General features: G+C 59.4%; 9 protein-coding genes. 3 read left to right on the top strand and 6 right to left on the bottom strand.

The window, feature by feature from the left end; translation table 11 throughout:
- Positions 1–224 precede the first annotated feature (224 nt).
- The 5 genes from ACIQAL_RS15135 to ACIQAL_RS15115 all read right to left on the bottom strand — a co-directional run bounded on the left by ACIQAL_RS15135 (position 225) and on the right by ACIQAL_RS15115 (position 6,923).
- Positions 225–602, bottom strand: coding sequence for a response regulator (locus ACIQAL_RS15135; RefSeq protein WP_166595521.1), 378 nt, complete (start codon positions 600–602; stop codon positions 225–227).
- Positions 603–769: 167 nt separating this feature from the next.
- Entirely contained in the window at positions 770–1,951 is a 1,182-nt protein-coding gene (locus ACIQAL_RS15130; RefSeq protein WP_401146688.1) for an ATP-binding protein, read from the bottom strand.
- Positions 1,945–2,562, bottom strand: a complete 618-nt coding sequence (locus tag ACIQAL_RS15125; RefSeq protein WP_401146686.1) for a chemotaxis protein CheB — start codon at positions 2,560–2,562, stop codon at positions 1,945–1,947. Before ACIQAL_RS15125 ends, ACIQAL_RS15130 begins: the two co-directional genes overlap by 7 nt.
- Positions 2,559–3,380, bottom strand: coding sequence for a protein-glutamate O-methyltransferase CheR (locus tag ACIQAL_RS15120; protein WP_341964295.1), 822 nt, complete (start codon positions 3,378–3,380; stop codon positions 2,559–2,561). The genes ACIQAL_RS15125 and ACIQAL_RS15120 overlap by 4 nt, the downstream gene beginning before the upstream one ends.
- Before the next feature lie 48 nt (positions 3,381–3,428).
- Positions 3,429–6,923 carry a response regulator gene (locus ACIQAL_RS15115; RefSeq protein WP_401146684.1) on the bottom strand — a complete coding sequence of 1,165 codons (3,495 nt, stop codon included), beginning with the start codon at positions 6,921–6,923 and terminating at the stop codon, positions 3,429–3,431.
- A 272-nt stretch (positions 6,924–7,195) separates the two neighbouring features.
- On the opposite strand from ACIQAL_RS15115, the gene ACIQAL_RS15110 reads away from it, so the two are divergent.
- Together ACIQAL_RS15110 and ACIQAL_RS15105 are read left to right on the top strand one after the other, a co-directional pair.
- Entirely contained in the window at positions 7,196–7,558 is a 363-nt protein-coding gene (locus ACIQAL_RS15110) for a response regulator (protein WP_341964293.1), read from the top strand.
- A gap of 91 nt (positions 7,559–7,649) precedes the next feature.
- Positions 7,650–8,852 carry a glycosyltransferase family 4 protein gene (locus ACIQAL_RS15105; protein ID WP_401147138.1) on the top strand — a complete coding sequence of 401 codons (1,203 nt, stop codon included), beginning with the start codon at positions 7,650–7,652 and terminating at the stop codon, positions 8,850–8,852.
- Between the two features lie 209 nt (positions 8,853–9,061).
- On the opposite strand, the gene cobF is transcribed toward ACIQAL_RS15105, so the two are convergent.
- Positions 9,062–9,823 (bottom strand): precorrin-6A synthase (deacetylating), encoded by a 762-nt coding sequence (gene cobF, locus ACIQAL_RS15100; RefSeq protein ID WP_401146682.1) that lies wholly within the window; start codon positions 9,821–9,823, stop codon positions 9,062–9,064.
- A 154-nt stretch (positions 9,824–9,977) separates the two neighbouring features.
- On the opposite strand from cobF, the gene ACIQAL_RS15095 reads away from it, so the two are divergent.
- On the top strand, positions 9,978–10,883 hold the full coding sequence (locus tag ACIQAL_RS15095) for an AraC family transcriptional regulator (protein WP_341964289.1): 906 nt from the start codon (positions 9,978–9,980) through the stop codon (positions 10,881–10,883).
- Positions 10,884–11,101: the final 218 nt, after the last annotated feature.

The following is an 11,101-nucleotide window of genomic DNA, read 5'->3' as shown; positions in this document are numbered from 1 at the left end:
TCTGGCCGAAGGCCGTGGGAGTTGGCTTGCCTACGATCTGCAGGGCACCGGCAGTAAAACCGGATACCCCGCTGTGTCAGACGAACCTCACAAACAAGATTTGCTGTCGCTTCGCAACAGATCGCAGGCAAGGTGGAGCGCCACCCCGGCACTCCCACGCCCTTCGGGCATAAGCCGGACAGTGGTGCGATCACATTAGGGCAGAAGCAGGATTGCGCTGAGCTTCAATTCAACAAACTCTGAATCTTCGAATGCAGCGTTTCCATGGTGAACGGCTTGGCCAGAATGGGCACCTTGCCGACGATGGGGCTGCCAGTCTCGATGATTTCCGCCGGGTAGCCGCTGATGAAAATGACCTTCAGTTCCGGTCGCAGCTTGACCGCAGGCTCGGCGATCATCACCCCTGACACACCGCCTGGCAGGCGATAGTCGGTGATCATCAGGTCCAGGTGCGGCTTGGTGGCGAGGATTTCGAAGGCCTGTTCGCCGTTTTCCGCCTGCAACACCCGATAACCCTCCCCTGACAGATAGTCGGACAGCAGCATCAGGATCAGCGGCTCGTCTTCGACGATCAGTACGACATTTTCAGCATCAGAGCTCATTGGAACGCCTTCAATCTTATAAATAGCTGCCATTACGACCATGGCCCGCTCTGGAGGTTGCGCAGAAAAATCAGATATTTACCCGGACGGTCGTCGCTGTTTCAACGCAAGCGTCAACATCCCTCAACACATCGCTCTGGCCCGCGGCTGGCGGGCCAAACGGGCGTTTACAACGGCAGGCTGACGCGGAAGGTCGAGCCGCAGCCCTCTTCGCTTTCCACGGTGATCGTACCGTTGTGGGCCGCGACAATCTGGTCGGATATGAACAGGCCCAACCCCAGCCCGTTGACCGCATGGCTGGCCGAGACGCGCTCGAACTGCTGAAAGATGCGCTTCTGGTTTTCAACGCTGATGCCGATGCCCTGATCCTTGACCTCGACCCGCGCCTCGCCGCCTTCGCTGTACACCCGCACCTCGATAGGCTTGTGCGCGCCGTAGCGCAGGGCATTGGTCAGCAGATTGGCCATCACCTGCTCGATGCGGAATTCGTCCCAGATGCCGATCACCGGTGTGGCAGCGTGCAACGTGACCACACTTTCCGCCGCTGCGATCTGCGCCGAGTAGCTTTCCACCAGATTGACCACCAGCTCGGACAGGTCGAACGCGCTGGTGCGGATCGACAGTTTGCCGGTGCGAATGCGCGACACGTCGAGCATGTCCTCGATCAGGCGGATGAGGCTCTGAATCTGCCGCTCGTCGCGCTCGACCATGGCTTTGAGCTTGTCCATGCTGAACGCCGACGCGTTGTCCTTGGCCAGGTGCAACTTGCGCAGCTGGGTTTCCAGGATCAGCCCGTTGAGCGGTGTGCGCACTTCGTGGGACACGATCGACATGAAGTCGTCGCGCATGCGAATCGCGTGTTCCAGCTCGTTCTGGGTGGATTTCAATTCGCGCAGCAGCGCTTCCTGCTCCTGACGGCTGCGCTCCAGCTCATCGACCTGCTGTTTCATCGCCTTGCGCTGGCGATACAGGTCGACGAAGACGTTGACCTTGCTCTTTACCGCGTGGATATCCAGCGGCTTGTGCAGGAAGTCCACCGCGCCGCTCTCGTAACCCTTGAACGCGTAGTTCAGTTCGCGGCCAGCGGCGCTGACGAACACGATGGGAATGCTTTTGGTCTTTTCGGTGCCGCGCATCATCTCGGCCAGCTCGAACCCGTTCATGCCCGGCATCTGCACGTCGAGGATCGCCATGGCGAATTCATGCTCCAACAACAGCGACAACGCTTCGTCGGCGGACAGCGCCTTGAACACCTGGCGGTCTTCGCGCTTGATCAATGCTTCGAGCGCCAGGAGGTTTTCCGGCAGATCGTCGACGATCAGCAACTTGGCTTTTATTTCACTCAGCATGCAATTCGTTCCAGCTCGACAAGCAACAGGCCAATGTCGGGCAAAGGCAGGAGAAAGTCCGGTGTGTGCAGGGCCAGCGCAGCGTCGGGCATCGTTCGCGCCAACGCGTCGGCAGGGTCCTGGACCACGGTAAGACCACCGTATTCCTTGATTCGTGCCATTCCCTTGGCACCATCGTTGTTGGCACCGGTCAACAACACCCCGGCAAGCCGCGCATCATAAGCGTCCGCAGCGGATTCGAAGAGAATGTCGATGCTGGGGCGTGAGTGATACACCCGTTCTTCCTGGCTGAACGAAAACGTTTTGTCTGCTTCCACAGACAGGTGGTAACCGGGCCCGGCGAAATACAGCGTGCCGGGCGCGATGCTTTCCTTGTCATCGGCTTCCTTGACCGGAATCGCCAATTGCGCCGCGAACACTTCGGCCAACAGGCTGCGGCGCTCATCGGGCAAATGCAGCACCGCTACGATTGGCAGCTTGAAGCCTTTGCGCAGCGGCCTGAATATCTTCAACAGCGCCTCGACCCCACCCGCGGAAGCGCCGATGACAATCGCATCGACCCTGGGTAACGCTGGCAAGTCCAACTGGGCGCCCGAAAACGTCGTTCTCATGATTTTCGATAAATCCGCTCTTGTTTGACCAAGGGTTCGAATTGATCCTTGAAACCGGAAAACTCCAGAGTTTCCTTGCTGCCCAGCACCAGAAAGCCGCGATGACACAGGGATTCGTGAAACAGCCCGAACGCCCGGTCCTGCAGCTTCTTGTTGAAGTAGATCAGCACATTGCGACAGGATATCAGGTGCGTCTCGGAAAACACGCTGTCAGTGGCCAGGCTGTGGTCGGCGAAGGTCACGTTCTCCCGCAGGGTCTTGTCGAAAATCGCGTAATCGTAGGCGGCCGTGTAGTACTCGGAAAACACCCGCTTGCCGCCCGCTTTCAGGTAATTCTCGTTGTAGCCGCGAACGTTCTCCATGGAAAAAATCCCCTGCTTGGCCTTTTCCAGCGAGCTGGGGTTGATGTCGGTGGCGTAGATGATCGTGCGGTCCAGCAGCCCTTCCTCACGCAGCAGGATCGCCATCGAATACACCTCTTCCCCCGTGCTGCACCCTGCAATCCAGATTTTCAGCGAGGGATAGGTCTTGAGCAGCGGCACGACTTCCTGACGGATTGCCAGAAAGTGCGACGGGTCGCGAAACATCTCGCTGACCGGGATCGTCAGGAATTGCAGGAGCTGCATGAACGCCGACGGGTCATGCAGCACGCGCTCCTGCAGCGCGGAAATGGTGTTCAACTCAAAATGACGCAACGCATGAGCAACGCGTCGTTTGACCGACGCGCCCGAGTAATCGCGAAAATCATAGCTGTACTTCAGGTAAATCGCCTCGATGAGCAAACGCAGCTCGATCTCGGTGTTTCGCTCATGGGCCATCGGTCAAACCTGGTCTTTCTACGGGCGTGGTCAATTGATCCAATCCATTCAGATACGTTCCATTTTCGGCAGCCACACGCGGATCAATGAGAACAGACGATCAAGGTCGATCGGCTTGGCCAGGTAGTCGTTGGAGCCCGCTTGCAGGCAGCGCTCCTGATCGTCCTTCATGGCTTTGGCTGTCACGGCGATGATGGGCAGCTTGCGCCAGCGGGGGTCCTTGCGAATCTGCGTGGTTGCCTCGAAGCCATCCATCTCGGGCATCATCACGTCCATCAGCACCAGGTCGATGTCATCCACCGTGTTGAGCTTTTCGATCGCTTCGAAGCCGTTGCGGCCCACCTCGACGATGGCGCCCTTGTGTTCCAGCGCGCTGGTGAGGGCGAAGATGTTGCGCACGTCGTCGTCCACCACCAGGATCTTGCGGCCTTCGAACACCCGGTCTCGGCTGCGGGCGGTCTTGAGCATCTTCTGCCGTTCGTTCGATAGCTGCGATTCGACCTTGTGCAGGAACAGCGTGACCTCGTCCAGCAGGCGCTCGGGGGAACGCGCGCCCTTGATGATGATGGTGCGCGAATACTTGAGCAGCTCGGCTTCTTCGTCGCGGGTCAGGTTGCGCCCGGTGTAAACGATGACCGGCGGGAACGCGCAGATTTCATCGGTGGACATGCGCTTGAGCAGGTCGTTGCCGAGCATGTCCGGCAGTTTCAGGTCGATGATCATGCAGTCGTAGGCGTTGTCGCGCAGCAGCTCCAGCGCGTCCTGGGCAAAGCCGACGGCGGTGATTTCGATGTCGTCGTCGCCGATCAGACGGGCAATGCTGTCGCGTTGTAGGGCGTCGTCTTCCACCAGCAGCACGCGCTTCACTTTCTGGGTGAGCTTGGCTTCCAGACGGGCGAACACGTCCTTGAGTTCTTCGCGGGTGGTCGGCTTGACGGCGTAACCGATGGCGCCCATTTGCAACGCCGCTTCCTGACGGTCTTCGACGGAAATCACGTGGACCGGAATGTGGCGCGTGGTCGGCATCTCTTTCAAACGTTGCAGCACGGTCAGACCCGAATGGTCTGGCAGGCGCATGTCCAGGAGGATGGCGTCCGGCAGATAATTCGACGCCAGGTCGAAACCTTCGTCGGCAGCGTGAGCCACCAGGCAGTGGTAGCCCAGCTCGTGGGCCAGGTCGTAGAGGATGTGGGCGAAGCGCACTTCGTCCTCGATGACCAGAATGCAGCGTTTGCTGAACGGCGCTTTGTCGCGGTCGTCGGCGAAGCGTGGCACGGCCTCGGCAGGCGGTGCGGACTTGGCGGCGATCGTGGGCGCTGGCGCGGAAGCCGGTGCCGCGTGGGCAGCGGCTGGCGGCTCTTCGACGAATTGCCCGTGCTCGACGTATTCCTCCGGCAGCACCAGGGTGAAAATACTGCCTTGCCCCGGCTCACTGGTGACCGAAATCGAACCGCCCAATAGACGCGCCAGATCCCGGGAAATCGACAGCCCCAGGCCGGTGCCGCCGTAGCGCCGGTTGGTGGTGCCGTCCGCCTGACGGAAGGCCTCGAAGATGCTTTCCTGCTGATCCGGGGCGATGCCGATGCCGGAATCGCGCACCGTGAAGGCAATGCCTTCACCTGGCTGACGGGACACGGTCAGGCTGACCGAACCGGTTTCAGTGAACTTGATGGCGTTGGACAGCAGGTTTTTGAGGATCTGCTCCAGACGCTGGCGGTCGGTGTACAGCGACACCGGCGCGCCCGGCTGAACCTCGACGGTGAACTGCAACTGCTTGTCGGCGGCAATCGGCTGAAAGGTCATGCGCAGGCTGTCCACCAGGCGGCTGACGCTGCTGTTTTCCGGGCGCATGTCGAGCTTGCCGGCTTCGACCTTGGAGATGTCGAGGATGTCGTTGATCAGGTTCAGCAGATCATTGCCCGCCGAGTAGATCGACTCGGCGAAGGTCACTTGCTCGTCGGTCAGGTTGTCTTGGGGGTTCTCGGCCAGCAGCTTCGCCAAAATCAACGAACTGTTCAGCGGCGTGCGCAGTTCGTGGGACATGTTGGCGAGGAATTCGGATTTGTACTTGCTCGAACGCTGCAATTCATCGGCGCGGGCTTCCAGCTCGACCTGCGCGATATTGAGCTCTTCGTTGTTGCGGTCCAGCGCATCGCGTTGATCGGCCAGGGCTTTGCTCTGCTCAGCCAGTTGCTCGTTGGTCTGCTCCAGCTCGGCTTGCTGGGTTTCAAGGTGCGCCTGGGACTCCTTCAGAATCCGCGACTGCTCTTCCAGCTCTTCGTTGGCGGTGCGCAGCTCTTCTTGCTGCACTTGCAGTTCTTCGTTGAGCTGTTGGGTCTCGGCCAGCACTTCTTGGAGACGCTGACGATAACGCGCGGCCTCGATGGACGTGCCAACGTTGTCGGCCACCAGTTCGAGGAACTCGACGTCGCGCTCGGTCAGCTCACGCAAGAAGCCCAGTTCGATCACGCCGTTGACCTGATCATCGTTGCTGGTCGGCACAACGATCACGCTGCGTGGCGAGCCTTCGCCCAGACCCGACGAGACCTTGAAATAGTCCATCGGCACGTTGTTGAGGGTGATGATTTCATCCTGTTCGGCGGACTTACCGACAACGCCTTCGCCGCTGTAAATCGATTGTTCCTGCAATTCTTGCTGGCGAGAGAAGCCATGAGACGCCACGCGGACCAGTCCACCGTGCTCCTGACGCACGTAAACCGCCGCCACCACCGCGCCCAGGTATTGAGCGAAGAATTGCAACACGTTGCGCCCTAACAGGTTCAGGGTCAGTTGGCCAATCACCTGCTCGGCCAGTTCGCTCTGACCGTTGCGCAGCCAGGCCACGTGGGCCAGACGCTCGGCATCTTCCTGCTGGGCCTTGAGGTTATCGGCGTAATTGGTCGAGAGCGCCGTCATGTCGCGGCGACCGACCCACGCCAGGATGCCGCTGACGATCAGGATGAAGGCGATGTACAGCGAGACCGAAATGATCGTGGTGCGGGTGACTTCAGTATTCCGGGTCAGACGCAACTGGTGCTCGATGTTCGCGGCCTGATCGTATTGATCACGAATCTCGTCGGTGAGGCGCTTGCCCCGTCGATTCTGGATAGGGGTAGAGTAATCCCCGCCGTTGCGACGCAAGGAAATCATCTCGAGGGCGAACTGGTTCCAGGACTCCTGCATGGCCGACAGGCGCTTGAAGCGGTCGACCTGATCCGGGTTATCGGCGACCAGCTCCTCCAGGCCATTGAGCTCGGCGATAATGCTCGGCTTGGCCACCTCGTAGGGGTCCAGGAAACGCTCGTCGCCCGTCAGCAGGAAACCGCGCATGCCGGTTTCCATGTCCACCGACAGTTTCAACGACCGGTTGATGTTGTTAATCACCCGGTCCGTGTGCTCGACCCACTGGATGGCCGAGAGCAGGTAAGTGATCAGAATGACGAAGAAAGCGGCACTGAGCACCCCGACAGCCAGGGGCAAACTGACGTTGCGGCTTAAAAGTTTGCGGAAACGTTGCTCATCGACTGCAGAGGTTTGGATCATCGCAAGGGCCCAGGGCGGATTCGGCTAAACCACGGAGTTTGCCGCAATGTTCAGAAAAAGACTCCAGTTTCTGACATACACGGCTGAATTTTCTGACTTTAGTCAGAAGGCAAAAGTCGGCGTACTATACGTTCGAGTGATTCCCTCGCGCTATCACACTCAACTGAATTGTGTTTTTGGCGCCTGGAACTTGTCACAATCACTGGCTTTATTTTTTAGCAGACCGGGCGAAAGTCGCCCGGTCCGTCTCTCGCCATTTGAAGGAAATTTTCATGTCCGACCCAACCAGCACGATTCTGGTGGTTGAAGATGATGACATCGTCCGGATGTTGATCGTCGACGTGCTCGAAGAGCTTGAGTACACCGTGCTCGAAGCGGCCGATGGCAGCGAAGCGTTGGCCTTCCTGAAGGACAGCGGCAACGTCATTGATTTGATGATGACGGACAAGGGCCTGCCGGACATGGACGGCACCGAACTGGCAAAACAGGCGGCCGTGCTGCGCCCGACGCTGCCGGTGCTGTTCGCCAGTGGCTATGCGGAAAACATCGACGTGCCGCCCGGGATGCACCTGATCGGCAAGCCGTTCTCCATCGATCAACTGCGTGACAAGGTCAACGGCATCCTTGGCAAGTGACCTTCCCTCCCCGGCCACGCGCGCCCTTCATGTCCTGATCATCGGTTACGTGTGGCCGGAGCCACGCTCTTCGGCCGCCAGCGGCCATGTCATGCAACTGATCGACTGCTTTCTCGAACAGGGCTGGCGCATCACGTTTGCCAGCGCGGCCACCGAGGGTGAGCGCCGCGCTGATCTGGCGAGCCTGGGCATCAATGAAGTGGCCATCGCCGTGAACGACAGCCGCTTCGACAGCTTCGTCGCCGAACTTCAACCTGAGGTGGTGCTGTTCGATCAGTTCCTGATGGAGGAGCAGTTCGGCTGGCGAGTCGAGAAACACGCGCCCAACGCGCTGCGCGTGATGGAAACCTGCGATTTGCAGAGTTTGCGCCATGCCCGGCACCAGATGCTCAAGGACGTGATCAAGGCGGGCGAGGACTGTTCCGACGCCCTGTTGGCTGAGCCCGACGCCGAGATGTTCAAGCGCATGGCGGTGTCCGATCTGGCCCAGCGGGAAGTTGCCTCGTTTTATCGCTGCGACCTGAATCTGGTGGTGTCCGAGGTCGAAATCGATCTGCTGACCGGGCATTTCCGGGCGCCCGCCGAATTGCTGCACCTTTGCCCGTTGATGCTCCGCGACGTGCCCTCCCGTGGACGGGGTTATGACGAGCGCGAACACTTCCTGACCATCGGCAACTTCCGCCATGCGCCCAACTGGGATGCCGTTTTGTGGCTAAAGAACGCGATCTGGCCGCTGATTCGCCAACGCCTGCCAAGCGCGCAGCTGCATGTGTATGGCGCGTACACGCCGCCCAAGGCCACGGCATTGCACAATGCGGCACAAGGGTTTCACATCAAGAATTGGGCCGAGGATGCGCTTGAGGTGATGTCAGCGGCGCGGGTGTCCCTCGCTCCGCTGCGATTTGGCGCCGGCATCAAGGGCAAGGTGATGGACGCGATGGCCTGCGGCACGCCGACGGTGACCACCCCCATCGGGGCCGAGGGGATGCATGGCGAGCTGCCGTTTCCCGGTGCCGTGGCGTGGGATGCTCAAGGGTTGGCCGCTGAAGCCGTTCGACTGTATACCGATCGGGCCGCCTGGGATCAGGCGCAGTCGGCGGGCTGGCAGGTGCTGGACGCGCGCTTTCGGTTCGAGGTGCATTGCAAGACGCTGATTGAGCGCATCCTGCAGCTGCTAAGCGATCTGACAGCCCATCGTGCCGCCAACTTCACTGGCGCGATGCTCCGACATCATCAGCACAAAAGCACGCAGTACATGTCGCAGTGGATCGAAGCGAAGAATCGCAGGGAGTGAGCCCCTTTCGTTACGCGGATGCCGTCGGTTAGGGTGGATCAGACGACAGCATTTTCTTCGGGTCTGCCGCGATTGGATGCACGCTAGAGATTTACGGTGGGAGCGAACTCATTCGCGAATCGATAGAACAGACGATACATCTCTGTCGCCTGCACGATCTGTTCGCGAATGAATTCGCTCCCACAGTTAGCACTGTGCCCGTGGCAAAGTCAGCGCATGTGACGCCGCAGCAGATAGGTGTCCATGATCCACCCCTTTCTTGCCCTCGCCGCTTCCCGCGTCTGCTTGATCCGCTCGCTCACGTCTCTCAACGGCCCTGAAATCAGGACCTCGTCCTCGGTCCCAAGGTACGCGCCCCAGTAGATGTAAAGGTCCTGCGCGACGAAGCGCTCGAACGAACAGTGGGCATCGAGCATCACCACCACGTTATCAATGTCATCACCTGATGCCTGGGCCAGCCGGCGCCCTGTGGTGATCTGAATGGGCTCGCCGATCCGGTTCAAGGGAATCCCATGCTGCGCCACCAGCGCCTGCACGCTGGTGATCCCCGGAATCACCTCGACACCGAACACCTCGTTCCCCCGCGCCAGCACCCGGTCGAGAATCCGCAGCGTGCTGTCGTACAGCCCAGGGTCGCCCCACACCAGGAAACCGCCGGTCTCGCCCGCCTTCACCTCATCAGCGATCAAGCGCTCGAACAACGCCGCGCGCTGCTCATGCCAATGCTCAATACCGTTCTGATACGAAACAGGATCGTCCTCACGCCGAGGGTCCTGTACCTGCACCAGTCGATACGCGTCACCCTCGATATAGCGCTCGCAAATCTCCCGCCGCAGCCGCAACAACGCCTCGTCGGCATAGCCCTTGTCGAGAATGAAAAACACCGTTGCCCGATTCAACGCCTTGATCGCCTGAACCGTGACGTGCTCGGGATTGCCCGCGCCGATGCCGATGACAAGGATTTTTTTCATGGGGTAACAGTTCCGGATTGGCGCTTGAGGCTGTCGCTCAGGATAGTGACCGCCTGGGCTGTCGTTGCAAAGCGCGGCCTGTGCTCATGGCTGTATTCCTGAGGGCAAATAGTGCACATTACCCCCACGCACGTCCCCGAACTCCGGCAACCGCATGACCAAAACAACAAGAATCACCGATCCGTCCTATGAGTTGATGGACGATCACAATGGCCTGTCGATCATCTACCGCGAGCATGGTTTTCCGTGCCCGTTGGTGCGCTGGCATTTTCACAAGGAATACGAGCTGCACCTGATCGTGGCGAGTTCCGGCAAGGTGTTCGTCGGGGATTACATCGGCAATTTTTACCCCGGCACGCTGTTTCTCACCGGCCCCAATCTTCCGCACAACTGGATCAGCCAGGTCGAAGAAGACGAAGTCGTGCCCAAGCGCGACATGCTGGTGAACTTCACGGAAGAGTTGCTGGAGACCGGCAATCAGGTGTTTGCCGAGCTGAAAACCCTGACGCCGCTGCTGGAGCGCGCGCAGTACGGGATCGAGTTTCGCGACAAGCGCACGATCCGTCAGGCGATGAAGCTGATGCAGAAGATTGCCGATTCCAGCGGCATGACCCGGCTGGGCCATTTCTTCATTCTGTTCGAGCTGCTGGCGGCCAGTGATGATTTCCAGCTGCTGTCCGGAACGACGGCCTCACAGCTGTCGGACGATCATGCCGTCGAGCGCACCAACAAGGCCGTGGACTACATTTTTACCCATTACGCCCGGGAACTGACCCTGGAAGAAGTGGCGGACTACCTGGGCATGAAGCCCACCTATTTCTCCCGTGTGTTCAAGCAAGCCACGGGCCGGACGTTCGTCGAGTTCGTCAATCGGCTGCGGATCAGCAAGTCCTGCGAATTGTTGGCGGACGGCGACAAGCCGGTCACCGACGTGTGTTTCGAATCCGGTTTCAATAATATTTCCAACTTCAACCGACGCTTCCAGCAGCTCAAAGGCATGACGCCCTCGCACTATCGCCGCCTCGCCGTGCAGCGCCTGACCGAACAAAACCTGTACTGATTCGCCCCCTCTACGCCCCCGTCGACTACGCTGGAACTGCGCCGCACCCTGCCGGAACGCAGTTTTGGTGTATTGCTGCCTGAACTCTCAGTGCAAGAAAGTATCAGTTCAAGTGCGCCGCAGGATTTGTCATTGGCCGTGCGGACCGTTGTAATCAACTGACTTCCTCCAGACTCCGGAAGGAACAACAACAATAACCAAGCTTCTGTCGTTCATTG

Source organism: Pseudomonas sp. NPDC088368, assembly GCF_044753445.1.
GTDB classification, from domain to species: Bacteria; Pseudomonadota; Gammaproteobacteria; order Pseudomonadales; family Pseudomonadaceae; genus Aquipseudomonas; species Aquipseudomonas bambusae.
This window is presented reverse-complemented; position numbering and strand designations above follow the sequence as displayed.

What these genes read in the sequence shown, in the direction of transcription:
- ACIQAL_RS15115 (WP_401146684.1), bottom strand. Translation starts at nt 6,923, where the DNA reads ATGATCCAAACCTCTGCAGTCGATGAGCAACGTTTCCGCAAACTTTTA.
- cobF (WP_401146682.1), bottom strand. Translation starts at nt 9,823, where the DNA reads ATGAAAAAAATCCTTGTCATCGGCATCGGCGCGGGCAATCCCGAGCAC.
- ACIQAL_RS15125 (WP_401146686.1), bottom strand. Translation starts at nt 2,562, where the DNA reads ATGAGAACGACGTTTTCGGGCGCCCAGTTGGACTTGCCAGCGTTACCC.
- ACIQAL_RS15130 (WP_401146688.1), bottom strand. Translation starts at nt 1,951, where the DNA reads ATGCTGAGTGAAATAAAAGCCAAGTTGCTGATCGTCGACGATCTGCCG.
- ACIQAL_RS15110 (WP_341964293.1), top strand. Translation starts at nt 7,196, where the DNA reads ATGTCCGACCCAACCAGCACGATTCTGGTGGTTGAAGATGATGACATC.
- ACIQAL_RS15120 (WP_341964295.1), bottom strand. Translation starts at nt 3,380, where the DNA reads ATGGCCCATGAGCGAAACACCGAGATCGAGCTGCGTTTGCTCATCGAG.
- ACIQAL_RS15135 (WP_166595521.1), bottom strand. Translation starts at nt 602, where the DNA reads ATGAGCTCTGATGCTGAAAATGTCGTACTGATCGTCGAAGACGAGCCG.
- ACIQAL_RS15095 (WP_341964289.1), top strand. Translation starts at nt 9,978, where the DNA reads ATGACCAAAACAACAAGAATCACCGATCCGTCCTATGAGTTGATGGAC.
- ACIQAL_RS15105 (WP_401147138.1), top strand. Translation starts at nt 7,650, where the DNA reads ATGCAACTGATCGACTGCTTTCTCGAACAGGGCTGGCGCATCACGTTT.